Source organism: Mesorhizobium sp. MC2-1-1, from assembly GCF_057597255.1.
In genome coordinates, this window is the sequence record NZ_CP195205.1 from 4,734,833 (window position 1) to 4,759,965 (window position 25,133).

The window sequence follows — 25,133 nt, forward strand, 5'->3', positions numbered from 1 at the left end:
AAGCCAGTATCCTATCGCAGGCCGGAGTTTCCGTCCGGGTGCTTCCGTGGTGCTTCCGCGGAATCACTTCGACAGAGCCGTGGGGTGCGCGATGGCTAAGCTGAACAAACGAACCGTGGATCAAGCAGGGCCGGGAAAGTCGGACTACTTCCTTTGGGATGATGAGTTGCCCGGCTTTGGGCTGCGCGTGTTTTCATCCGGTAAGCGCAGCTATCTCGTGCAGTATAGAGCTAAAGGTCGGACCCGCCGATTCACGATCGGTCCCCACGGGGCCTGGGCTCCAGAAGCGGCCCGAAAGGAGGCCCGCATATTGATCGGTCGGATCGCGCAAGGGGACAATCCCGCAGAGAAGAAACTCCTCGACGCCAAAACGATCACCGTCAAAGAACTTTGCACCCGATATTTGGCCGATTGTGAAGTTGGACTTGTACCAGGCAAAGGAGGTCGCCCCAAGAAGCCGTCGACTATGGAGATCGACCGTAGCCGCATAAAGCGCCATATCCTTCCGCTCCTCGGCAATCGGAGAGTGACCGAGATCACGTCGTCAGATATCGCCAAGTTTCTGCGCGATGTTGCCAACGGTAGGACCGGAGCCGACATCAAGACGAAGAAGCGAGGCCGCGCGATCGTTCGGGGAGGTATTGGCACTGGTTCGCGCGGCGTAGGTCTCCTCGGCGGCATCTTCACATATGCCATCCGGGAAGGGATCATCGAAAAGAACCCGGTTCACGGCTTTCGCAAACCAAAAGATCGTGTCCGTGACCGTCGTCTGACCGAGCGTGAGTATCGAACGTTAGGCAAGATTCTCGCGGACGCCGCTGACGACCCGCAGTTTTCAACGGCTTCCAAAATGGTGCGGACCCTCGCTTTGACGGGATGTCGACGAGGCGAGATCATCAATCTCAGAATGGGCGAGATCGATGTTGAGCGCAGCTGCATAAGGCTTCAAGATTCCAAGGAAGGAGCATCTACCCGGGCCATCGGCTTGCCCGTGGTCGAGTTGCTCCAACCACTATTGTCCAACGATGAGGCTGATTTCGTGTTTCCCGGTACGGAGGAAGGAAAGCCATTAGTCGGCTTCCCAAAGCTATGGGAAAAGCTCTTCAAAGACACATCGCTTGAAAGCGTTACGCCGCACGTGCTTCGTCACAGTTTTGCAAGCGTGGCAAACGATCTCGGTTTTACCGAGTCGACGATAGCCGCCTTGGTGGGACATTCTCGCGGAACGATCACGAGCCGCTACATTCACACGGTAGACACTGCGCTCGTGATGGCAGGCGACACAGTCGCTAGCTACATTCAGGCCTTGCTTGATGGAGTGAAGTTCGAGCGCGCAAATTATGCGCTCGATCACAGCGCGCGTAAGGATGCTATGCGGAAGTTCCTAAAGGCGGCTGCTTATTCTACCGATACCCAACTCTCCTAGTGATGCGATAGCGCAACATCTTGCAGGTTGGTCGTCGCGCTTGCGTGTAGGCGGGGACAGGGTGCCAGTGAGCGCCTCCCCCGAGGCTTTACCTTTGCTGGATTCGACCTCACGGTGTCTTCCGCCGCGATTAGGGCGTTAGAGGGAACGGCGTGACGATGCCTCGACATTGGAAGTCTTGCTGGACGGCCACGGGGAGGGAATTTTGTGTTCGCAGAGAGCTGAGTGGCACGCGGGCCAAAAATTAGGTTAAGGCTGACCCATCCTCTTGTTTACGCCCGTGATTGAAAAGGCCGGGCAAGGTCAGGCGCTTTCGAGCGCCTTATTTCTGACCGGCGCTATAATCCTGACGTTCTCAGCATATTGGCCTGGTCCCGGGGTGATTGCGTATTGGGAAACGGGCTCGATCGAGTAAATAAACGCGATGGCGCCGGTCACACCATCTATTTCAAGATAGTCCAAGGCATTAGCGGTTGCGTCTCGCGTCACGGTTCTCGGGGTGCGGCTTGTGCCCAGCCGCTTTATCTCAATGGCGATGCGTTCGCCTTCTTTTTCCACCATAATATCAACTCGCCGACCAAGCCCAGCCAACTCTTGAGAAACCTTCACCGTTCCGAGGCTGGATAATGCCGAATTGAGAAAGCCTGCCAACGCGCCTTCCAGTCGGTAGTAGTCGTTGCTGGCAGATTTGGTCACACCGATCCTATCAACGTGAGTTTCTCCAAACGACCGAATTCGTGCGGCTATAAGCTCAAGAAGCGGCTCTGCTTTTTCCATGTCGGTAGGCGGCTCCGCGGGTAAAGCCGCAGCCTCCTCATAAGCGAGCTTACCGGCAATTTGGTCGCTCAGAACGATTGCAAACCCTGCAACCGACGAGATCGCCAGAAGGGCTTCATCGTAATTGAAATCGAGCATGTAATCGTGGGTCGACGGGTTGCGCCATTCCTTCCTGTAGTTCTTGAACTGGTCCAGAACGCGCGTCTTGAGGATTTCCTTTTTTTCCAGGTACTGTTCGATTTCAAAAGGCTTCTGATGCGCCGGGTCCTTCCCGGCCAGAACGCGGTATGCCTCTTTGATGCTGCCTTCGAAGGCTTGGTTGCACCGGTAAATCGCATCCGTAAACAGGCTCTGGTCGGACTCGCTATGCCCCCTCTCAAAATGCTTGGCGGCGTTGTCGATGTGCAATTTCACCGACCGCAAGCCCTTCATGTGAGGGCCTTCCGGCAACGCGTCAATTTTCTCGCTGAGAATCTTTTGCAGGTCCATGCCGACAAGCCCACTAGCGGGGCTTTTATCGCCGGGCTGTCGAGTTATTGCAAGGCGGCAGCGGGATGAAGGCAGCCCAAGGCCATCAGCCGCACGCGAGTTGCGTAGATGGCAGTTCAGCTCTAGGGGGTAGAGCTCTCTGGGGACAGGTTCGTTCCGAACATCAACATGATCTTGCATCGACCTCTCTTCTGGCGGAGAAGGCCTGGAGCCAAAAAAATGACAAGCGGAGCTGGCTTTGGCGTTCAACCGACTGATATGGGGCATTGCCTGGCCTTCTGCCGCCCAAGGGCAAGTAGAATTTCCGGCCGATCGTATTTTAACTTCCTACACCGACGAGGGGACGAGGGCTAAGTGGAGTGTCGATAGAACTATAAAGGGAGCACCTGACTTCGCCCGTCTCGCGACGCTGCCTACCCTTTTCATGGCGGAAGGACGTGATCCGGACAGCGTTGCCCGCGTCGGCACCGTTTCGGTGCTCGGAAGCAATAGTAAAACCGCAATCATTCGATATCAATACGACCTCTCAGTGCCTCCAATTGGGCAGGATCGGTTGCCGAGTATTGCAACCGAATTGGGCCTCTCAAGCGTAGGACGCCAGTGGGATTGGACCACCACGCATTGGACGATCGTTGAGTCGGACCTTTACAGAGCGCTTTTCGGCCTAGCCCAAATTCAACAGAACGCGCCTCAGATTTTCGCCTTGCGGTATCCGCCCAGAGTGGATCCACAACAGGTATCAGCAATGATGCCATTCGAAGCCAGCTTCACTCCCGTTTACGACGCAATCAATCAAGCCGCGACTTCTATCAATCTCTTGTGCAATCGGGCTGACAACATTTGGGAACATAATCATGTCGTCCAAGACATCGTCACACTAATCGACCGCTCCCGAGTTGTGGTGTGCGACCTGACGGGTCGGAATGCAAATGTCTTCTATGAGACCGGCATCGTACACGCCCTTGGACGCAACTTCATTCTCATCACGCAAAATCCTGAGGACGTGCCGTTCGATCTAAGGCATCTGCGGTATATCCGTTATCTGAATAATGGTGAAGGACTTGCCGTTCTTCGCCAGCAACTTGTCGAGCGCATGACCACACTTGTGGGGTAGCAAAATCAAGGCGGCCGAACGACTCTGACTGATTTTCTCGACCCCTGCTAGCTAAAGCGAAAGTGAACTTTAGCAAGCTGACGAATCTGAATTGCCATTCCGTTTTTGCCCCCAAATCTGTCAGGCAGGCATGAGCCTCATTTCGGCCAATCCGGCTGATGGAACATTCTCCTGAATCTGACACGTATATTGAACAGTAGGGCCAGGTCGCGTCATCTCCCTCGTCGGAGAATTGTAGGGAGGTACTCGCTCGAACTGTTGCATACTCCCCCCAATATCTTGTGTGTGAAGAGCTTCGACCTATTGCGGGCATACTGCACCGATGACCGAAGTCTCGGTCCAAGCCGGTAGCATGCCGCCTGTACTAGCGCACTCGTGGCTTGCCGAGATGATGGCGCCGCTATAGACGTGGAATGAATAGGAATTGGCGGCTAAGACTTGATTCCGGCTGTCATTGAAAAACTGGCCACAAGAGCGCACCTGTCTCGCTCCAGTAGAACTTCAGCTAATCGAACATAGGAATCCGCCATGAGCGACCGGATACTTCTTCGTTTTCTCCACAGCGGATTGATTGACGTCGGCGGTGACGATGCGAAACTTGAGAAGCTGGCTGGCGCGGCCGACGATCTCGTCGAGGTTTTGAAGAAAACTCCGTCCAAGACAACTGCCTTCTCGCTTATTGCATTCGATCCGAATGCACCGTCGGACGATCCTGTGGTTAAGGAAGTCGTAGAGGTCTTAGCCAACCGCTGGGCTACCTATTCTAATACCTTTTCCGGTACGCCGATCGCGGTGATCCGGCCTATGTTGCTGGACGCCCTGGTGCGTGCAGCGAACGAGAACGACCGGATCGCCGTCGCCTTTGCCGTTTCTGCTAGGAATGCCCTCCCCTACATGGAGGTTGGGGACGAGAGGGACATCTGGACCGACGTTGTCCGGGAGGTTGAGCAGCGCGTCGATGACCGTGCGGAGAATGAGTGGGCTACGCCTGATTCTATTTCTGTCGGCAAGCTTAAGATCGATGCAATCCCCATAGTTGAAATGCGCTCGAAGGAGCGGACGATCAATCAGGCGGCGCTCGCGAAGAAGATCTCTGCCGCAGCAGGACCTCAGGATGCTCAGGGGCAGGCAACCGGTGGAAATCCGCATTGGTCAAACAATCCGCAGCCTTGGGCGACAGAGTTCGCCACGCGGATGGCGGCCGCCATCGCAAGTGTTGTCAACACCGCGGAAAATGAGACTCTTGGCGAAGCGATCGATTTGTCTAAACCGATCCAGACTCTGGTGACGGCAGTTGCGACACACGTCGACGTTACGCTGGCTGCGGTAAGCGCGGCCACCGCCGGACTTCAGCGCCGCGCAAACCTCCTCTGGTGGAAGGAAGCTCTCTTTTCGACGAGTGCCCGCGTCACTTATCGGAGCTTGCCGCCCTTTGCCGCCGCGGCTCTCATGGCTTTCGATTTGCACAAGCAGGTGCCGACGTTCTCACCGGCAAGCGTCGCAGCATTCCTAGAGGAAGCCGTTCTAGCGATCGACGGAGCGGCTGGGGGCACCAAACGAGGTATTGGCGAACTTGCTGAGGAACTCCAGACGATCGATGGCATGGCAGGTTTAATCCAGGCAGCAGCTCAACTCGCATCCGCCCCCGTCGGCAGAGGCCCAGTCATCGGCTTGGTTGGGCATCCTACGATGATGAAGGACGATTCGACCTTCAGGAAACTCTTCGGGGTTCCGGCAGACACTACGCTCACCGCGCCGCAATGGGCGACTTGGATTTTTCGCGAGCTCCAAGCGGCCCGCGCAACGCGCGACGTGCCGACGGTCAAACGAGCGGCGAAAGGCTGAGCCGTCATGAAATCGTGTCGGAAGCCGAATTGTTTTATGCCAGATGCGCCATGTGATCTAGGATATCTAGACGCGACCGAGTGTTCCGAATGGACTGGCACTACTCGGCCGGAGGGAGAAATCGTCAAGCTGTCCGACGAGCTGATGTTGCCGTGGTCGGGGAGCGCTATGGGACTCGCGGATCTCAGTTTCGTTTCAGGTAGAGGTAAGCCGATCGTCGTCGGCATTGCCGGCGTTGAGAATGCCGGGAAGACGACGCTTTTGGCCGCTTGGTACTTACTTCTCGGACGCGGACTGCTCTCCGAGCGCCATCGTTTCGCCGGCTCCTATACGCTCGAGGGATGGGAAGCTGTAGCGGGGGCGCTGCGCTGGGATCCAGGTCGATCGGCGGGATTTCCTCCCCACACAACAAGCGGGAACGGTAGGGTTCCGGGTCAATTGCACCTCGCGCTCGCTGGGGCGGAAGCGCCGCGAGATTATCTGTTCGCAGATGCGTCCGGGGAGTGGTTCCGAAAGTGGGCCGTGAATCGCGATGCACCTGATGGTGTGGGCGCCCAATGGGTGGCAGAGCATGCCGATGTCATCCTCTTGGTTGCCGACTGCGAAGCGTTATCCGGGTCTGCAATGGGTTCAGCCCGCGGTTCGTTCCAATTGCTTGCCGCACGCATGGCGGCTGAGCGTCATAATCGACCGGTGGCTTTGGTCTGGACGAAGGCAGATTTGGCTATCTCACCTGCTATGGAGAACGCAGTACGCGGTGCAGTCTTCAAACCGATGCCGGACGCTGTCGAATTCCGGGTGAGCATATTGTCCGAGACAGGGAATAAGGGAACAGGTCTGCTCGAGTTGCTCGACTGGGTGCTCGCGACGCGACGCGCAGTCGTCACACTTCCCTCACCTCCGTCGACGAAGCTCGATCCCCTCTTCCTTGTGGGCGTGAGGTGAGAATGAAAAAGACGAGAGCGATCCTTCTCGTCGGCGAATCCGACGTTGGCAAGACACACTTTGGTGCGCAGTTGCTAAAGCGCCTGATAAGAGGCGACGGCGAGCTGAAGATGGCGGGAGCGGCCACGAACCTGGCCCCGTTCGAGTCAGCGATGAAGCAGCTCGATGAAGGGATGACTGCCGACCACACACCCCGCTCAACTTATTCGGACAGTTTGTGGCCCATCGTCGACGAGGACGGTAGGACCGCCGAGTTGATATGGCCCGACTACGGCGGCGAGCAGGTGAAAGACATCATCGCCAATCGCAGGGTGCCCGCCTCCTGGAGAGCCAGGATCGCCAACACGCCCGCATGGGCGCTGCTGATTCGGCTTAATAAGATGCGTGTGACGGATGATATCTTCTCTAGGCCGCTGGCCGACTTGAAGGGAGCTAGCCGGCAAAACGAAGCGATACAAATCTCAGACCAGGCGAGGCTGGTCGAGCTGCTCCAGATATTGTTGCATGCTCGCGGCGGCGCGGAGGTCGAAAAGCTGGAAGCGCCACGTGTTGCGATTCTGCTCAGTTGCTGGGATGAGATGAACGTAGAAGGTAGACCGATGGACGTCTTACGCGAGCGCCTTCCGATGTTCGCAGACTTCATCACGAGCAGGTGGATCAGCCCGATCGTCCTAGGCCTATCTGCGCTCAGCCGCCCACTTGCTTCGGATCAGCCGGATCCTGAATACGCGGCCCTAGGCCCGGAGCAGTTCGGCTTTGTTATCAATCAGGGCGGAGAACAGACCACAGATTTGACGCTGCCTATCAAGCTGCTCCTAGCGGGCTCAGCCTGATCGCAGGACACTATATGATAATAGACCAAGCTGTGTATGGAGAGGCGAACGGTGCTCATGTGCTGCGGGCAGCGAGCGGCGATGCGCGCTTGGCGGCAGACTTGGCCAATCGGCTGGACTTGCCCGACACGGCGCCCCCAGGTGCAGATTGGTCTCCGTATTTAAGCGGGTTTCCGACCGGCGACATCTATGTTCTTGGCCGGACGTTCCGCGATGCCGGTGCCTCGCGTGCAGGTATGGTGCTATCACACGCACTTTTCATACCGATCGAGGCTATGGCGCAGATTTCCGACCTGCGCGCGTTGCTTGCAGTTCTCGCCACTTCGACGAATGTGCCTGAAACGCTCGTCAGGCTCGAAGTGAACGTTGGCAAGAGCGAAAAGGTCGCCACGCCGGACCTGGAAGCTACTGCGGCGGCTCTAGTGAGCCCAGGGCAAGCGCCGGTTGTTCGCGCCGGCCACCAGGGATTTGACGATCTCGTCGCCGCGTTGTGGCCGCATCTGCTGCCCTCTATTCGAAAAGCCTTTGCATTTCGACTGAGCTTCAGTCCCAAGGATCTGTGGGAGACGCCGTGTCCTTCCCTGATTTGTACACCGCAGGCACTCATCACGCGATGGTCTGGCTATCGCGTTGTCGGAGCAATGGCATCATCGACATCGCTGGCGGCCAAAATTCTCACTGGCGACGAGGAAGCGTCGCCCCTGCTTCAATTCATTCGCGAGATAGACGCCAAGCCGAGAACGATGTCCGATCTCGCCCTTCTGGAGAAAGCTTGGTTTCTCAGCTCGCGAGCTGATGCCACGTTCGAGCGGCTGATTTCAGCACTGCGACTGATCGACAAACTCTCACCGGATCCTGAGACCGGTAGCATGCATAAGGCTCTCATACTGGATCGCGTGCTGGCGACCGTCGGACAATCAACCGTACGGAATGTCCTCGCGCTTCGGAACCTGTCGATTCCAGGAATTAGTCCTGCCAAAGAGTTGTGGAAGGGCATCGAGCGTCGGGTCGCCGACGATTCGTTCGCGGCCGCTGACGACGCGGCCTACGCCGAGATCGTCGCTAGTGTGACAAGCGCCGAAAGAGCTATTCCGGAATGGAACGCCGCAGTGTTGGCCGGTCTTAACAATGCCGCGCTCGATCCACGGTCAAGTTTCGCTTCCGCGTTCTGGCGCTGGAGCCAGTTAGTGGGCGCGGCGACCGTTGAGCTGTTTACCATTCTGCCCAACAACCCTGCGGTTGAGGACAAGCTGGCCCAGGTCGTACCGATGAGCTTACCCGAGAAGTTGGCAAGTCAAATACTCGATGCGTCGCTTCGACGACACTGGTTCAAAGTTCACGGTGCCGTCGCCTCGTCATTCCTCGATCCCACCGCAGCGGCGAAGAGACAGCTAGAGGTCGATCAGGATAAGAGGCATTTGGCGGGATTGCGGCAGGCTTTGCGTCACGGGACTGGGGCCGAACTCGTCGCCGTCGCTCTATCCTTTGATGATCGACGTGTCGTGGAAATCGCAGTCGAGGTTGTTACAACCACCCCCGCTCTTCTCCGTGATCTTGACTATACAACGGGGCGTGCACAGCGATTGTGGGGCGCTGCGATGGAGACTGATCCCAAGCTCTGGCAGGCTCCCCAAAATCCAGAAGCAGCGCGAAACGCTGTGTTGACGAGCCTGCTCGATCAAGCCCGCGTCGACGGACGGCTGCTTTCAGTATTGTCACTCTCGCCGCTGGCGGACCTCGGCCGGTTCGAGCGGCGAGAGGAAGTTTGGGCAAGCCTCGACACGCAGGTGCGCCACAGATTCTTTGAGGCCTCGGCCGCAGGCTGGATAGACGCTTCAAAGGGAGGTAATCCGCCATACGCTCCGGACGGTGAACTTCAGGCAGAAATCATTGCTTCGCCGAGCCTAATAACCACCCTGGACAACTTAGCGCGCACCAACGTGGCCACTGCCGTGGGGATTATATCTGTTCTGTCCGACTACCGACAGGAAGTCTTCGTGGGCTGGCTGCGCCACGTTTTTGGGCGCGGTCGGGATCTTACTCCCGCTGAAGCTGAGGCAATCGGCCGTCTGGTCCTAGAAAGGAGATGGCAGAATGCCGCAAATGAACTCTCGGGTGCGGGTTGGCGAAATGATGTCAAAGTCGCATTGCGAATATGTCATAGTATGCTGGGGTTGATCACGCGCTTCATGCTAGGCATCACGCCCCTATCTCTCGATGAGAAATGGGACCTTGTAGCGAACGTAGCCGCTGATCTCTATTGGACTGGACCGGACCACAACGAGTTGTGGGAGCGAGCCGGTGGCAAAGGCGCAGATCTCACCTATCACGGCAACGGGCGCTCACGATGGCAGGATGCCATCCGCCGAATCCGGCAGGGAGGCGCTATGCCGCTTCGCGAACTTCTAAGCGAGATGCGGCGCGAGTATCCACAAAGTGAGGAACTGCGCTTCCTCTCGAACGACAACGATCTTACCCGTCGCTAAAGGAACTTTGTCCATGGCCGCAGGAGTTGGAACCACCGCGGACGCGAAGGGCTTCCCAATTGGTCGCGCGCTAATCATTGCGATCGCCAACTACGATGAGGTCAATCCCTTGCCGGGCTCCGTGCTCAACGACGCCCGTGACATTGCGACCGTCCTAACCTCTCCAGGCGAATGCGGCTACGATCCCAATCATGTGACGGTTCTGCTGGACGGCGAAGCTACGCTCAGCCGAATTCGACAGGGATTAGATGACCTAGCACGCCAGAGTGGCCCCGATGACACCGTGATTGTCTACTTCTCGGGCCATGGTGCGTTATTGGGCGATCCGTCCCATCAGCAGGCGGCCCTCGTCCCGACGGACTGCTCCCTTGCCGACATCGCTTCGACCACCCTGTCTGAGGACGAGTTTACCAACGCGTTGCGGGTGATCGATGCCGGCAGGCTTCTCGTATTCCTTGATGCATGTCACTCGGGTGGTGCGGGCAATCTCAAATCTGGCAGCGCGGTCGGCGGCCTTGATTTGGGCTTCACCGAAAAGGCTCTTGGGCGATTGGCGCAAGGCACCGGACGAGTGCTAATTGCTTCATCGAGGATGGACGAGACCTCCTTAGTGTTTCACGGCGCACGAAACAGCTTGTTCACCGAGCACCTACTCATGGCCCTGCGTGGTGGCGCGCCAAACCGTGGGGATGGCTTAATCCGAATATTCGAGACGTTCAGTTACGTAGGGGAGAAGGTGCGACAGGCGGCTCCAGGCCAACAGCATCCGATATTCAAGGCGCACGACGTCGAGGACGACTTCCCGATCGCACTCTTCCGCGGTGGGACGAAAGGCGCGGGAATGCCACAGTCGCTCGGGCTGGACGATTGGAAACGGTTCGAGCAGATCATGCTCGACCTCTATCCGACGGGCCCTCTTGAGCAAGACATTTGGGCGCGGGCTGGAGGCGACGTATCTCGACTCAAGCTCAGTGGCACCGGCCAAGCAGCTTGGTTTTCGGCGCTTCGAACGCTCCGGCAGGGTGGAGGTGGACGTGGCATTGACAGGAATGCCTTGATTCATACGGCCCTGCAAGAGTTCCCGCACCATCCAGAACTTTCCTCACTGGCTAAGCGCTGACAAGAAATGGCAATCGCTTGCCGACTTGCCCAACTCAAAACATTCGTCATTCGGCTATTGGCGCAACGCGGGCGGGGCTACACTGTCGGGGCTTCGCGCCGCCCGCTACTCGCGCTTCGCGCCGACCACCGCTACGTTCGCTGGCCCTTTTGCTCTTCTTACCGTTCGGCATTGAACGCCTGTTTTCCCTTCACGGCCCATAGGTTGCGCGGATGCTCGCTGTCATGGCTTTGCAATTTCGCAGCGATCCAGAGTAACGCGCCGTAGATGGTAGCGCGATCGTCATTGGCGAGCTCGACAATGCCTGCCTTGACGACGAGCCCGCCGAGTTCGATCAGAAGTCGCGTACGCTTGCGTCGCTCGACCTGCCACGTGCGCATGTCATTGCGAGCCTGTGCCGCCTGCCGGCGATTGTAGGCCGCCCGGTTGCGCCTGAGCGCTTCGCCGGTTGCCTTCAGATGCTGGAGCAGTTCGCCGCGATCGGCTCTCGAAAAACATCACCCCACGCTTAGCCCATGCATCACGCTTTGCGGTGTCGTTCGTCTCAGTGATTGCGACCAGTGCGCCGGCCAGCTCTTCGCTGCTGAGTTGGTCGGCGCCGGTGGCGATGACCAGCTCGCCAAGCTGCTGAACCTTTCGCGTCTTGAGCTCGCGCGCTTTGTCCTCCAGCGCCTTCAGTTCGGTGTCGAAGTCTCGTGGTTGTCTAATCGCTCTCATCTGGTCAACTCCATTTAGTCGGGCGATGGATTGCACCGCCGTAGGTTGGAACGAAGAATGGGCATGCCCGCAGTGGCCGCTTTCGCACGAGTCATAGGCGAGTGCCGGGAGCAGGGTTGTCTCCGCGATCGGCATTTGGCCGTCGCATTATGGGTCTTCGCAGGCGAGGCCTTCCTGTGTTTGCGCCGCAGTCTCCCGAGAGCTGCAATCACGAGAACGGAATGGTCTGACCCACGTCCCGGCAGGGACGCCTCGGCGCGCTAGAATGACGACGCGCTGAGAGTGTGGAACTGGGGGTTGCCTAGGCTAGGCGCTGGCCCCAGCCGATCGGTTGAAGGCTTCTCCTGACTTGAGCATCGCGTGCATGATGACTGACAGTTTACGCGCCACCGCGATCGCTGCGCGCTTGAAGCCCAGGCGCTCACGTAGCTGGAGTCCCCAGTTCTTGAGGCTGCTCTCGTTCTTGGCGCCGGTTCGGGTGAGGATCACCAGCGCGGCTTCATAGAGCAAGCTGCGCAGGCGTTTGTCACCTCGTCGTGAGATGTGGCCGTCATAGTCGACCTCACCGGACTGGTAACGCCGTGTGGTCAGACCCAGCCAAGCGCCCACCGCGCGTGACTTGCGGAAATTGTCGGTGTCTTCAATCGCTGCGACATAGGAAATAGCCGTCACCGCACCAATGCCGGGGACGGTCATCAGCAACTGAGCCCGCTGACTTTTGCGCACCGTGGCAAGTAGCTGACGATCGAGATCGGCCGCGCGCTTGCGAACGTCGCGCCAGGCTTCGAGCAGCGGCAGCATGATCCGAGCCAGACCTTCTTCGCCGTCCAGAAGGTTCCGGACATTGTTTTCGAACGCGCCTCCTTTGCCCCGTGGAACAATGAGTCCAAACGTCTTCATTGTTCCGCGTATCTGGTTGCCAAGTTGCGTCGAGATGAGGATGAATTGATTGCGTGCCGCCACCAGCGTGCGGATCAACATCGTGTCGTACGACTTGACTCGGACCGCTTTGAAGAAGCCCGCTTCGGCAAGCCGAGCTAACCCATCCGCGTCATTGGCATCGGTCTTGTTGAGCGTTTCGCTCAGCACCTTCTGCGCATGGCGCGCTTCGATGCAGATCGCAGGCAGACCTTTAGCCGCCAACGTGTGATAAAACCAAGTTGCCAATGGCCCTGTCTCGAAGACGACGCGGCTGGCGTGCGGTGCATGCTTGCGGATCACTTGCGCCAGTATCTGAGGGTCAGAAGGACATTTTCCACGCCAAATCCGCTCACCATCCTGGCGGATCGAAATTGCGGTGTCTTTCAAGGAAACATCAAGGCCGACATACTGCTCCATGGTTGCTCTCCGTCCGATATTTGGGCCCGGCGCCAATCGTGAGCCCGCTTCCGATTCTATCGAGGAGCAACCACCTTCACCATCCGCCGTCCCGACGGAATAGATCGTGAGTCGCGCCGCGATTAGCCCATGTTTTCGCATGGTTGTCTCCATTGATTGTCGATGTGGCAATGATAGGGGAGAGCTTGCCGGAAGGCTCCAGGGTTGCCGAGACAGCCCGGGACAGGCTGGTCCATCCCGAGATTTTTTCGAGGGAGGGCGCGCTTATACGTCGTGCCGACGTGCGCTTTGACGTGCAAATGATCTGGTCGCGATGGCGATCTATCATCTTCACGTCAAGGTCATTGGCCGCAAGGCAGGCTCAAGCGCTGTCGCGTCAGCCGCCTATCGCTCTGCCTCGCGATTGCGCGACGAGCGGATCGAGCGTGTGCAGGACTTTTCCAGCAAACGCGGTGTCGTCCATTCCGAGGTGATGTTGCCGGAGAATGCACCGGAGGCCTGGCGCGACCGCGAGAGGCTGTGGAATGATGTCGAAGCGTTCGAGGTGCGCAAGGATGCGCAGCTTGCCCGCGAGGTGGAGTTCGCCTTACCGCGTGAACTCAGCCAGGTGCAAGGCATCGAACTGGCGCGCGACTTTGTGGAAGCCGACTTTGTCAGCAAGGGCATGGTCGCCGATCTCAATGTGCATTGGGACAGGGCGGAGGATGGCAGTCCCAAGCCGCATGCCCATGTCATGCTCACCATGCGGTCCGTAGACGAGAACGGTTTTGGGTCAAAGGTTCGAGACTGGAATGCTACCCAGCTGGTCGAGCGCTGGCGCGAGCGGTGGGCGGAACTGGCCAATGAGCGCCTGGCCGAACTCGACATCGACGCCCGCATCGATCATCGCAGTCTGGAAGCGCAGGGCATTTCATTGGAGCCGCAAACCCAGATCGGTGCACCAGCTCAACGCATTGAAGGCAGCGGTACTGACGGCGCCGGTATTGAAGCAGATCGCGCCGAACTGCATCGCGAGATCGCCCGCAACAATGGCGCGCGCATCATTGCCGATCCATCCGTGGCGCTCGATGCAATCACCCATCAGCAATCGACCTTCACCCGAAAGGACATTGCGAAGTTTGCGCATCGACACAGCGACGGAATGGAGCAGTTCAACGAGGTGACGGCAGCCATCAGCAGCGCGCCCGATCTGGTCGAACTCGGCAAGGACCGGCGCGGCGAAGACCGTTTCACCACAAGACAGATGATCGAGACCGAACAGCGCCTTCACCGCGCGGCAGAGCGTATCGATTTGGACGACCGCCACGCGGTGAGTGACGCACATCGCGAGGCAGCGCTGGCGCGAGCTGCGCAACGCGGTCTTGTCCTGTCAGGCGAGCAGACCGATGCGCTTGCGCACATCACCGATGGTCGCGGTCTTGGTGTCGTTGTCGGCTTTGCCGGAACGGGCAAGAGCGCCATGCTGGGCGTTGCGCGCCATGTATGGGCAGCGGCGGGTTATGAGGTCCGAGGCGCCGCACTCTCCGGCATTGCCGCCGAGAATCTGGAAGGCGGTTCAGGCATCCCGTCACGCACCATCGCCAGTATGGAGCATGGCTGGGCACAGGGCCGCGATCTGCTCACCGCCCGCGATGTCCTGGTGATCGATGAGGCCGGCATGGTCGGCACGCGCCAGTTGGAGCGCGTGCTCTCCCATGCGGCGGACGTTGGCGCGAAAGTCGTCCTCGTCGGCGATCCGCAGCAGCTGCAGGCAATCGAGGCTGGCGCTGCATTCCGTTCCCTACGTGAGCGTCATGGCGGCGTCGAAATCGGCCAGGTGCGTCGGCAGCGCGAGGACTGGCAGCGTGATGCCACGCGCGATCTGGCGACCGGCAGGATCGGTGCCGCGATCAGCGCCTACGAGGCGCAAGGCATGGTGCATCAGGCTGCAACGCGCAATGAGGCGCGAGGTGAACTCGTCGAGCGCTGGGATCGCGACAGGCAGACAGAGCCAGACGCAAGCCGGATCATCCTCACCCACACAAACGACGAGGTGCGCGCGCTGAACCAGGCAGCGCGCGAGCACATGCGCGCTGCTGGAGATCTCGGCGACGATGTTCACGTGACTGTGGAACGCGGTGCAAGGACCTTCGCCAGCGGCGACCGTGTCATGTTCCTGCGCAACGAGCGCGGGCTCGGCGTCAAGAACGGCACGCTTGGAATCGTGGAGGAAGTCAGCACACAGAGCATGACGGTTCGCGTCGACGATGGCAGATCGGTTCGCTTCGAACTGAAAGACTTCGCGCACATCGACCACGGCTATGCCGCGACCATTCACAAGGCGCAGGGCATGACCGTCGACCGGACCCATGTGCTGGCGACGCCGGGCATGGACGCGCATGGCAGCTACGTCGCACTGTCGAGGCATCGAGACAGCATGGACCTGCATTACGGCGGCGACGACTTCAGTGCGCGGGACCGGCTGGACCGGACGCTGTCACGGGACCGCGCCAAGGACATGGCGTCGGATTTCGAGCAGGTCGATCCGGCGCAGAGCTATGCAGAGCGGCGCGGGATCACCTTCCGACAGCGTGTGGTCGAGATCGTACGCCGGATCGTTCCGGAGAAGCTGCGCGACAGGATCGGCGGGCTGATCGACGGGTTGCGCTCGCCTGGAGACGTGGAGCCCATGCAGGAACGTGGACCTGGGCCGGGAAGGGAGAGTGTTGGGGTGCGGATCGGAGATGCAGGCCCGACGCCCGACAGAGGAAATCTCGCGACCGGAGTGCGGCGCGACGTGAATGCGCCAGTGGACGCGGAAGCGGCGTTGCGCAGCGCTCGCACCAAGGCGCTTGTTCGTCACGCGCGCGCGCTCGACGCGATCCTCAGCACTGGAAACGCCGATGGCCAGGGCAGTCTGGAGCAGATGCAAGAACTGAAGGATGCTCGTAGCGCTTTCGAGAAGGTGCGGCCGCATGGCTGGCGCGATGCCGAAGCGGCCTATGTGAAAAATCCCAAACTTGTCCGCGAGGCGGGTGCCGGTCGCGTCAGCCGCATCGTGCTTGCTCTCCAGCTTGAAACGGAAATCCGCACCGGGATGGACAACGATCCCGGCCGCCGCGCAGACCGTTTCGTGGAACGCTGGCAAAAGCTCGACCGTACGGGCCGGCGCCAATACCAGGCCGGCGACATGTCCGGCTACAAGTCCACGCGCTCGGCCATGTCCGATATGGCCAAGAGCCTCGAACGCGATCCTCAACTCGAATCCCTACTGGCAAACCGCAAACGCGAGCTTGGGATCAACGTGGATTCGGGTCGTCGCCTTGGTGCCGAACTCGCCTTCAGCCATGGCATCGGCAAGGGGCGGGGGATTGGGATCTAAGACATGCCGATTTGCCGCCGTTTCCACTACACAGGCGGCACAGGCGACAAACCTGATTGCCTCCGGCATGGGTTCGTCCTGTCTGTCCCAGCAGAAATCAGCAACAACCAGTGAGATGCAGGCAGGCAATGCCCGAGCCGGATCGTATCATACGCCTCAAAACCGTCCTTGCCCGGACCGGCCTGTCCCGTTCGACCATCTATCGCAAAATCGCCGAAGGCACGTTCCCGGCCCAGATCAAGATCAGTGTCAACGGGGCTGGCTGGCGGGAATCCGAAGTCAATCGATGGGTTGACGATCCAGTTCTGTGGTGCGCCAGAACGCGGCAAAACAATAGCGACTAACCGCAATCGGTCATCAGGCATCGCCGCCATCAGACAGGTTCGCCCCTAGTATATCCAATGACCGATTAGGCGCCGTGAGCGGACGGTCTGCTGGAGAGCGAGGCGGAGAAAACTGGCTTACACAATGCCTTCGAATCCTGTGGTGTGGTTCGACCCTCTCCTCCGGGGGCGATGCAGGGTTCAGGAGGCGGTTAACTGCCGAGAATCAGCGAAACAGAAAGACCAACGCGCTGATCCAGAGCAAGCAGACCAGCGCGACAATGATGCCCAGCTTGCCCGAAGCCCTGACGTGCAACAGGCGCGCAAAAGCAACCTCAATTTCCTCCAGATTTTGGGAGGGAGGCCGGAAGGGCGCGCGCTGATCGGGATCATCTAGCATTACGGCTGAACCACGTGTAATGTGTTGCATTACACGTTACAGATCGCTATTCTTCTTGTCAAATAGGGAGCAGCGAATGGTCAAGAGATCCACGTCGGGCAAAACAGAAACCCCCCGCCATCCTGGGCAATATGTGCGTGAGGTTGCCCTAGAGCCGAAGGCTCTCACAGTGACCGAAGCGGCCAAACTCCTCGATGTCAGCAGGCCGAACGTTTCGAACTTCCTCAATGGCAAGGCGGCGGCCACCGCTGAAATGGCGGCACGGATCGAGCGTGCGTTTAAGATTCCGGCACAGACCCTGCTTGATATGCAGGCATCCTTCGATGCGGCCGAGGCCAAATCGAAGGGTGCGCAGTCCAGCGCCACGGCGTATGTGCCGCCGTTTCTTGCCTTCAAGCGGAATGACATAGAGGACTGGGCCGTCAGAAATATTTCTGCGCGCACACGCTTTTCGGTGTTTCTGCGTACGCTAGTCAACTCGACCGGGATCGGACTATCCAAGGTCGATTTCCCCGGCAATGACGATGCAGAGAGCCCCGGCTGGGACGGATTCGTTGAGACGACGGAAGGAACCCGGTGGATTCCGGCAGGCATTTCGGGTTGGGAGTTCGGTGTAAGCCAAGACATCAAAGGCAAGGCAGACGGGGACTTTGCCAAAAGCATTAAGGCTCTCAGCAAGTCTGAACGCATGACGATGACCTTCGTCTTCGTCACACCGAGGGCGTGGCCAGGCAAGACGAAATGGACAGCCGACGCAAAATCCAAAGGACAGTGGAAGGATGTGCGCGCCTATGATGCCCAGGACCTGGAACAATGGCTGGAGCAGTCACTTGCCGCCCAGGCTTGGTTCGCAAATGAAACACGCCATCCTTCGGAAGGTGTTCGCTCTCTAGACAAATGCTGGGCTGACTGGGCCTCGGTGACCACGCCTCCTTTGTCAGCGACGTTGTTCAAATCAGGCATCGACGCGGCCAAACGCACGATGCTCTCTCGGCTTACCAAAGAGCCGGATGGACCAACGGTCATAGCCGCTGATTCCACTGGTGAAGCATTAGCAATGCTATCGCAACTGTTCGGGCCGAGCGGCGGCGAAGAACTGGCCGCATATCGAGATCAGGTGTTGATATTTGATGCGCCAGGCGTTCTGCCACGGTTAGCGCAGAGCACACAGGGTTTTATTGCGGTGGTGGCGAGCCGCGAGGCAGAACGAGAGCTCGCTCCATTCGCGCGGACATTGCATACAGTAGTCGTGTATCCGCGCAACGCGGCGGTGGAGCCGCACATCGTCCTTGAGCCAGCGAGCGATCAGACTTTCCGCACCGCCCTAGAAGAAATGGGTTACAGCCGGGATGATACCAACCGGCTTGACAATGAGTCGGGACGATCCCTGACCGTGTTGCGCCGCCGGCTTTCAACGGTTCCTGCCGTACGTACACCCGAATGGGCCGAACCCAATGTGGCGGCACGTCTCGTACCGTTCCTGTTTGTCGGCGCCTGGAACTCGGCCAACGAAACGGACAGGGAGGCTCTTTCCCTGCTGTCCAACGATCTCTCCTACGAGACACTTGAGAAGGAATGCCACCACCTGGCGCAGCTCGATGATGCGCCGATTTGGGCTATCGGAACCTACCGAGGTGTCATTTCAAAGATCGACTTGCTGTTCGCCATAGCAGGCTCCATCACGACTAATGATTTGGATCGCTATTTTTCGATTGCGCGGATGGTGCTTGGCGAGGACGATCCGACACTTGATCTTCCGGAAAGCGAACGGTGGGCAGCCTCCATCCACGGAAAGGCGCGAGACTTCTCTGCCGCTTTTCGGGAGGGTTTTTCCGAAACGCTTGTCCTGCTGGCAGTTCATGGAAACACGCTCTTCAAGAGTCGCCTTGGGAAAGACCTGGAGTTCGAAGCGGAACGCCTTGTCCATGACCTTTTGCCAACGCCTCTCACCTTACGCAAACTAGAGGCGAACGATCGCGATCTGCCCACCTACGCTGAGGCCGCGCCCAACGCTTTTCTCACCATCATCGAACGCGATCTGAAATCCGACAATCCCGTCGTGCTCGGGCTTCTTCGCCCCGTCGATTCTGGGGTTTTCGGCAGTCATCCGAGCCGCACCGGCTTGCTCTGGGCCTTGGAGGGCCTGTCCTGGAATCCGGCCACGCTTTCTCGTGCGGCGCGAATTCTCGCGCGGCTCGCAGAAGTCGAGATCAATGACAACTGGATAAACAAGCCGACGCATTCGTTGGGTGCGATCTTTAGAGCCTGGATGCCTCAAACGGCGGCAAGTCTCGATGAACGCGTTGGACTCATGAAGATTCTCGCGGACAGGCATCCGGGCGTCGCGTGGAAGATCTGTATTGAGCAGCTCGATACCCGCGGACAGATGGGAGACTACAGCCATAAACCGCGCTGGCGGCCGGATGGCTATGGTTACGGGGAGCCTCTTCCAACATGGGGGCCAATCATCGCATTCAGGCGTGAGATGTTGAACATGGTCCTCGACTGGCCGAACTATTCGGCGAAAATGTTGTGCGACCTCGTTGAACACATTCATGACCTTGATGACGACTCGCGTGTCAAGGTCTGGGACACCGTGAGGTTATGGGCAAAAGACGCATCCGATGACGACAGGGCGGCAGTTCGTGAAAAGATTCGCGTGACGGTAATGTCACGTCGCGGCATCAGGCGAGCCGAGACAACCGGACGAGCCGTTATGACGGCAGATGCACAAGCGGCGTATGCTGAGCTGGAACCAGTGGACCTATTGAACCGGCATCACTGGCTGTTTCGCGATGTATGGGTCCAAGAATCGGCGGATGAACTTGAAGGGGAAGGTTTCGACTACCAAAAGCGCGACGAGCGGATCAGGCAACTGCGCGTAGCAGCCTTGCGGGAGGTGTTTCAGGAGCGTGGCGTAACCGGGATCTTCGAATTGGCCCAGCGGGGCAACGCGGCGTGGCAAATCGGCTGGTTGCTGGCAACCGATCTGATCCCGGAGTCTGAGCTTCCTCAGGTTCTTCTGGTCGCGATTCGGTCAATGATCAAATCGGAATCTTGGACAGATAAGAATCTGGTTTCAGGTGCACTTCATGCAATTCTCGATCATGAAAAGCGCAAGATTCTCCTCCGCAGCCTAGCAGAGCAGCTTTCCGGAGAAGAAGCCGCCAGGTTGCTGCTGTTGGCCCCGTTCCGCCGCAGTACGTGGGAGTTGGCGGACACGCTCAATCAGGCCGAACGAGAACATTATTGGGCCGAGGTTGCGCCCGGCTGGATACATGATTCCGATGCTGAGAACAGCGAGGCGATAGAACGCTTGCTGGCCGCAGAGCGACCGCGAGCGGCTTTTTCATGTGTCCGCTATAAACCATCGAAACTTCAGCCATCGATTCTCTATCGTGTCTTGAAGGCGATGGCGGCGGATAGCAAGGACAAGCCGGGGCAGTACCAAGTGGAGCAATATAGTATTGAGGAGGCCTTTGTCGCACTCGATCGCGCTTCCGAAATCACGTTAGAGCAGAAGGCGGGACTGGAGTTCACCTATTTGGACGCTCTCGCTCGTCCTCGGTCCAGTAGGCAACATGGAATCGTCAATCTCGAAAAGTACATTGAGGATCATCCCGAGATGTTCGTGCAGGCCGTCGTCTGGGTCTACAAGCGCAGGGATGGAAGGGAAGATCCTCAGGAATTTCGGGTACCCCCTGAAAGCCTCCAGCACTTTGCAGAGCGCGGATACAAGCTACTTGACGCCCTTGAGAGAATACCTGGGCAGGATGAGCCGGAAGAGCGGCAGGCCGGCAAGCTTGCAGCATGGGTAAAAACAGTGCGTGATGCTTGCGCAGAGTTGGGCCGGGGAGACATCGCCGATATTTGTCTGGGAAAACTGCTTTCGAGCGCACCGGTGGGAAGTGACGGCGTTTGGCCATGCGAACCTGTTCGACAGGTAATGGAGGACATCCAGTCGGAAAGGATTTCAGAAGGCGCACATACAGGACTGTATAACGCACGCGGTGTGGTCTGGCGTGGCGAGGGGGGCAATCAGGAGCGGGAGCTTGCTGAGAAATACCGCCGTTGGGCTACCGCCCTGCAATATTCTCATCCGTTTGTTGCCTCGACACTGCTGATGAGTATGGTTCGGACGTACGAGCACGAAGCATCCCGTGAAGATATGGAAGCTGGTATTCGACGACGTCTACGCTAAGGCTGCGGGAGAGCGCTAGCAAGGTTCAGCAGCCGTTTCCGTGCGATTGCGAGACACTGGAGCGGTCCCCCCTGCATTTTCTGGCGCCACAAGTGGCCGGCCTAAAATCCTCGAAGGGAAAGTGAACATGCCTAGCGCTCACGCAAAGATATTTTATGATCTGCAATCTGCTAATTTGGCTATTCTGTAGCGGACCTCCATTATACTCGCCGAGGCCATAGGGGAGAGCGTCACCGCTCACCGTCCAAAATGTTGCCGCGCCTGATCAGCAGAAAAAGGTCTGAGACCAATTCCTTCAGATGCTCGGGCAGGATTGATGCGTCGTCGTTCTTGCGGGCCAACCAAAGAAGCCCCGCCTCGAACGATCGAATGTGCATCAGTCGGATCGGGTTCTCGCCGTTCTCAAGGGCTTGGTATGTCCTGAACGGCATGCGCATGTGGTGGGCCATTTCTTTCTGAGATGCCCCAACGCGTTTTCGCATGTTGGCCAACGCTTCCTTGTTGATGTGCGGTTCGATCATCGCGACGTTCCTTGTTACTCCAAGGATTGTCTTGCACATAATATGGTTGGTTTGCAAACCATATTATGTGCATTGGAGGAGTGCAGGCTCGCGACAGCGACCGGCCGAGTCCGACGCAAGAACTGTCAACAGCGATGACACGTTTCGTTCCTTCCCGTGTGAATGTGGGCTTCGAACCGTTAGCCGAGATTTGGACGCACCTGCTTCCACCCCGATCTTGCTGACCTCACTGAACAACCCGTATGCTGATCAAGTAGTGGATCAAATCGTGGAGCGGCGTGTGCCGTCGTTTTGTAGCTTCCTAGTATTTAAACCAAGTCAAACTGAATTGGTGATGTCCCTCTGTCGCCGAGCCGGTTGGAAGGTTCGCTTCATTCCTGATCCGTCCAAACGTTACAGATTTAGAAAAAGTGGGTATTCGGAAGTTACAAAACCCGGGGCTTTGGCGGATTTCGGCCCTCTCGGAGAGGGCGAAACTCACGGGCAGTTGTTGGTCGTGGAGGCTGGAGAGACCGAAGCTAACAACATCATTCAACTCATCCGCGCCGCCGATATTGTCGTTGAAGGGTTCCCGGATCAGAAGCATGGAAACCCTTCTGGCTTCCAAATGCCGGACGACGCGTCTGAGCAAGACAGCATCTTTGAAAACGTCTTCCAAACTACTGGGTTCTTTGAACTGTTCTCGTTCAATATGGAGAGGCCAGTGGCCGTTGCGATGGCAGTCAACGCTTGGCCAGATACGCGCATTGTCTATGCTATCCACAAACTCTCAATAAGCTATGAGACAGAAGCCATTACGCCTTGGTCAGCGCACCCACGGTATGGGCAGAGTCTTCGGGAAACACTCCGGCGAGTTCTCTGATCACGTCCGAAGTTCCATTGCTATTAACCTTGCCTTCTCCGCGATCGAGGAGATGAACCTGCAAGTGAAATCCAGCCGGGAAAAACCACGATGGTTGGATAAGGAATACACGTGGAACCCTCCAGTCTTGAAGGACATCAAATCCAGGCTGGAAAAGGCAGGCATCAATCCGGAGAGAACCGTTGATTGGATAGTAAGGGGAGATAAGACCGAACTCACAGTCGAGCCGGTACGCGACCGATTTTCACTCTACAGCGACGGGCGAGTAACCCGAGACATCGAGCTCTCTCTTCCCGACGCAATTCACGCCTGCAGTTACTTACGGAATTTCGTGACGGCACATGCTTTCGGGAAAAAGACGTCACTCTTGGGGCCTTACGAGGTTTATAATGTCCAGCAGGTGGCGCGCTTTCTAGTTCTCTCGATATGCGGCCTCTTTAACGTGTGGACCGATGACCTGTTAGAAAACATGGCCTCATCAACTTAGAACTTATGATGCCCCAGTGACTGAGGAACGTCCGCTTCAGCCCGAAAGCGCGGTAAAGATCGGATGCATCCGCTTCCCAATTGGAAACGATTTTCCGAGCCGGATTGGGCCGACAACTGACCGGCAGCTTTCAAGTTCCGATATCCCTGCCGCCCAGGTTGAAGAGGGCGACGAGGATGGAGATGGGTGGCCCCTGATGGGCAAGAAATCGGAACTAACGACTCGTCTTCGTCGGCTTCTCTTGCAGCGTGAATCCCGGGTGGTGCGGCAAGACGAGGCCTTCCACTATCTGTCTCGCCCAGCCTACCACCTCGACGGTGTCTGGCTCTTCGGCGAACGCGCCCCGGTGCACGATGGCGTTGCGCTTGCCGTTGATCTTGTCGGCGATCCCTTCGAGGGCCTTGAGCTCTTTCTTGCGGTCCTTGTCCTTCTCCGAGGGCACGATCAGACGGCTGAACTTCCCCTTGATCCCGTTCGCCCATTCGAGCAGCTCATTCACGAACTCGGGCGAGAACTGGCTGTTGGCCTCGAAACGCTTCCGAACCGCGATGTTGGCGGCAATCTCCGCTGCCGTCGCCGCGCGGACGATGGCTGCCGACCAGTCCCGTCGCGAACGAAGCCCCGCGATCTTGTTCCATTGTGACTGTAGCTTGTCGATGTCGGAGCGGTCATTGTACGGCGTCGCGCGCATGTCATCTCCTAAAGCGTTTCGATATTTGGCATGCGCCTGTTGACATCGGCCCACGATGCCAGTTCGACGCTGAGGAAGAGGCGGGCGTATTCCCTCTCGACATCCTTCATCGCTCGACGCGAGATGACTACGGCGGTGCCGTCACTCCTGACCTGTCTGTCTACATCGAACGGGGCGGATTGAAGCCGGTCCCCTCCCCACTCGCGGAGGTCGCCGATGTGCTCTTCGGTGAAGAAGTAGCAGGCAGCCGACATCTCGTAGCGGAGCCATTCAAGCTTCCGTCCGGCGGTGCCGATGTACTGGACGGCCTTGGCGGCCTCTTTGCGTTCCAGCAGGCCGATGGTCATGTCCATCGCCGCAGTCTCGTCTTCGCAGCCCGCGAAGGAGAGTAGCCATTGCTCATACTTCCTGAGCTCGACGAGAAACTTGCAGTTGGCGCGGACCAGGGCCTCACCCTGCATGCTTCCGAAATAGCTGTCCCGGGCGACCTTCTTCGGCAGCCTGTCGTCATACCGTGCGGCCTCGTTGTCGACCATCTCGACGAGAATGTAGTCGCCGCCGGTCTTCCGCACCTGCCGCAGCGCCTTTTGAATTGACGGTGCGCCGCTCTTGAAGGCGCGGAAGATGCTCTCAATCTCCGTAGCGATCGGTTTGAGTGCTTCGATCTCCTGCAGCATGCCGGGGACCCGGGTGAGGCGCGGCATCAGGAAGTCTTCCTGATGCCTTCGGGTGTCGTCCGCCTTCTTCTTGCTAAGGGCGGCATGCTTTACCTCAGCGGCTGCGCAGTCGTGGCCAATGATGGCGACACACTGTCTACCGAACAGGAAGACGAGGGAGCCTTCGAGAAATTTCTCTTTCTTGCGGCACATGGGACAGGGGATGTAGTCGCCCTGCGAGCGCTTCTTACTGTCGACGGCAAACTGATGCAGGATCTCAAACGGTTCGGTTGTGCGGAGCCGTCCCCAATACAAGCCCGGGAAGGTTTCGGGCGCGTAGGTCTCTTTTACGTGGGCCTTGAAGTCTTCGATGATGTGGAACGGTGACTCACGGTACGTCGTGTGTCCCGTGTACTCTTCAGGAAACGTAAACTCTATCGCATGAGCAGTGGCTTCCATGGTGGGTCTCTTCCCTGTTGTTTGCCATTCGCTCCTCCCTGGCGGTTCAGTACGACTCGTCTCCTCCGACAACTGCCGATTT

20 protein-coding genes are annotated in these 25,133 nt (G+C 58.1%); 12 read left to right on the plus strand and 8 right to left on the minus strand.

The window, feature by feature from the left end:
* The first annotated feature begins 91 nt into the window (after positions 1-91).
* Positions 92-1,426, plus strand: a complete 1,335-nt coding sequence (locus tag ACR64R_RS23510; protein WP_487358644.1) for a tyrosine-type recombinase/integrase — start codon at positions 92-94, stop codon at positions 1,424-1,426.
* 303 nt (positions 1,427-1,729) lie between these two features.
* On the opposite strand, the gene ACR64R_RS23515 is transcribed toward ACR64R_RS23510, so the two are convergent.
* Positions 1,730-2,692: a hypothetical protein gene (locus tag ACR64R_RS23515; RefSeq protein WP_487358645.1), complete on the minus strand. Its 963-nt coding sequence runs from the start codon at positions 2,690-2,692 to the stop codon at positions 1,730-1,732.
* Positions 2,693-2,930: 238 nt separating this feature from the next.
* Between ACR64R_RS23515 and ACR64R_RS23520 the strand changes: the two genes are divergently transcribed.
* From ACR64R_RS23520 to ACR64R_RS23545, 6 genes are all read left to right on the plus strand, one after another.
* Positions 2,931-3,806, plus strand: coding sequence for a hypothetical protein (locus ACR64R_RS23520; RefSeq protein ID WP_487358646.1), 876 nt, complete (start codon positions 2,931-2,933; stop codon positions 3,804-3,806).
* A gap of 528 nt (positions 3,807-4,334) precedes the next feature.
* A complete protein-coding gene (locus ACR64R_RS23525) occupies positions 4,335-5,651 on the plus strand; it encodes a GTPase-associated system all-helical protein GASH (RefSeq protein WP_487358647.1) in 1,317 nt (438 codons plus the stop codon).
* Positions 5,652-5,819: 168 nt separating this feature from the next.
* The gene (locus ACR64R_RS23530) at positions 5,820-6,596 is read left to right on the plus strand and encodes a TRAFAC clade GTPase domain-containing protein (RefSeq protein WP_487358648.1); all 777 of its coding nucleotides are present in this window, start codon (positions 5,820-5,822) and stop codon (positions 6,594-6,596) included.
* A gap of 2 nt (positions 6,597-6,598) precedes the next feature.
* A complete protein-coding gene (locus ACR64R_RS23535; protein ID WP_487358649.1) occupies positions 6,599-7,429 on the plus strand; it encodes a TRAFAC clade GTPase domain-containing protein in 831 nt (276 codons plus the stop codon).
* Positions 7,430-7,443: 14 nt separating this feature from the next.
* Positions 7,444-9,915, plus strand: a complete 2,472-nt coding sequence (locus tag ACR64R_RS23540; protein ID WP_487358650.1) for a GAP1-N1 domain-containing protein — start codon at positions 7,444-7,446, stop codon at positions 9,913-9,915.
* A 13-nt stretch (positions 9,916-9,928) separates the two neighbouring features.
* Positions 9,929-11,035 (plus strand): caspase family protein, encoded by a 1,107-nt coding sequence (locus ACR64R_RS23545; RefSeq protein WP_487358651.1) that lies wholly within the window; start codon positions 9,929-9,931, stop codon positions 11,033-11,035.
* Between the two features lie 158 nt (positions 11,036-11,193).
* Here the strand turns inward: ACR64R_RS23545 and ACR64R_RS23550 are convergent, their stop codons facing one another.
* From ACR64R_RS23550 to ACR64R_RS23560, 3 genes are all read right to left on the minus strand, one after another.
* A complete protein-coding gene (locus tag ACR64R_RS23550) occupies positions 11,194-11,415 on the minus strand; it encodes a conjugal transfer protein TraD (protein ID WP_487358652.1) in 222 nt (73 codons plus the stop codon).
* Position 11,416: 1 nt separating this feature from the next.
* Positions 11,417-11,743: a conjugal transfer protein TraD gene (locus tag ACR64R_RS23555; protein WP_487362526.1), complete on the minus strand. Its 327-nt coding sequence runs from the start codon at positions 11,741-11,743 to the stop codon at positions 11,417-11,419.
* Between the two features lie 315 nt (positions 11,744-12,058).
* Positions 12,059-13,090, minus strand: a complete 1,032-nt coding sequence (locus tag ACR64R_RS23560; RefSeq protein WP_487358653.1) for an IS110 family RNA-guided transposase — start codon at positions 13,088-13,090, stop codon at positions 12,059-12,061.
* Between the two features lie 313 nt (positions 13,091-13,403).
* Here ACR64R_RS23560 and traA point away from each other — a divergent pair, with 313 nt between their 5' ends.
* Together traA and ACR64R_RS23570 are read left to right on the plus strand one after the other, a co-directional pair.
* A complete protein-coding gene (traA, locus tag ACR64R_RS23565) occupies positions 13,404-16,451 on the plus strand; it encodes a Ti-type conjugative transfer relaxase TraA (RefSeq protein WP_487358654.1) in 3,048 nt (1,015 codons plus the stop codon).
* Positions 16,452-16,579: 128 nt separating this feature from the next.
* Positions 16,580-16,795, plus strand: coding sequence for a helix-turn-helix transcriptional regulator (locus ACR64R_RS23570; RefSeq protein ID WP_487358655.1), 216 nt, complete (start codon positions 16,580-16,582; stop codon positions 16,793-16,795).
* A gap of 205 nt (positions 16,796-17,000) precedes the next feature.
* Here ACR64R_RS23570 and ACR64R_RS23575 read toward each other — a convergent pair whose 3' ends face one another.
* Positions 17,001-17,174 carry a hypothetical protein gene (locus ACR64R_RS23575; protein ID WP_487358656.1) on the minus strand — a complete coding sequence of 58 codons (174 nt, stop codon included), beginning with the start codon at positions 17,172-17,174 and terminating at the stop codon, positions 17,001-17,003.
* 76 nt (positions 17,175-17,250) lie between these two features.
* Between ACR64R_RS23575 and ACR64R_RS23580 the strand changes: the two genes are divergently transcribed.
* On the plus strand, positions 17,251-21,375 hold the full coding sequence (locus ACR64R_RS23580) for a HigA family addiction module antitoxin (protein ID WP_487358657.1): 4,125 nt from the start codon (positions 17,251-17,253) through the stop codon (positions 21,373-21,375).
* Positions 21,376-21,605: 230 nt separating this feature from the next.
* Here the strand turns inward: ACR64R_RS23580 and ACR64R_RS23585 are convergent, their stop codons facing one another.
* Positions 21,606-21,896 (minus strand): helix-turn-helix domain-containing protein, encoded by a 291-nt coding sequence (locus tag ACR64R_RS23585; protein WP_487358658.1) that lies wholly within the window; start codon positions 21,894-21,896, stop codon positions 21,606-21,608.
* Between the two features lie 190 nt (positions 21,897-22,086).
* On the opposite strand from ACR64R_RS23585, the gene ACR64R_RS23590 reads away from it, so the two are divergent.
* Positions 22,087-22,758 carry a hypothetical protein gene (locus ACR64R_RS23590; RefSeq protein WP_487358659.1) on the plus strand — a complete coding sequence of 224 codons (672 nt, stop codon included), beginning with the start codon at positions 22,087-22,089 and terminating at the stop codon, positions 22,756-22,758.
* Positions 22,718-23,245: a hypothetical protein gene (locus ACR64R_RS23595; RefSeq protein ID WP_487358660.1), complete on the plus strand. Its 528-nt coding sequence runs from the start codon at positions 22,718-22,720 to the stop codon at positions 23,243-23,245. Before ACR64R_RS23590 ends, ACR64R_RS23595 begins: the two co-directional genes overlap by 41 nt.
* 214 nt (positions 23,246-23,459) lie before the next feature.
* On the opposite strand, the gene ACR64R_RS23600 is transcribed toward ACR64R_RS23595, so the two are convergent.
* The gene (locus ACR64R_RS23600) at positions 23,460-23,936 is read right to left on the minus strand and encodes a hypothetical protein (RefSeq protein ID WP_127303225.1); all 477 of its coding nucleotides are present in this window, start codon (positions 23,934-23,936) and stop codon (positions 23,460-23,462) included.
* An 8-nt stretch (positions 23,937-23,944) separates the two neighbouring features.
* On the minus strand, positions 23,945-25,051 hold the full coding sequence (locus ACR64R_RS23605; RefSeq protein WP_487358661.1) for a hypothetical protein: 1,107 nt from the start codon (positions 25,049-25,051) through the stop codon (positions 23,945-23,947).
* Positions 25,052-25,133 lie beyond the last annotated feature (82 nt).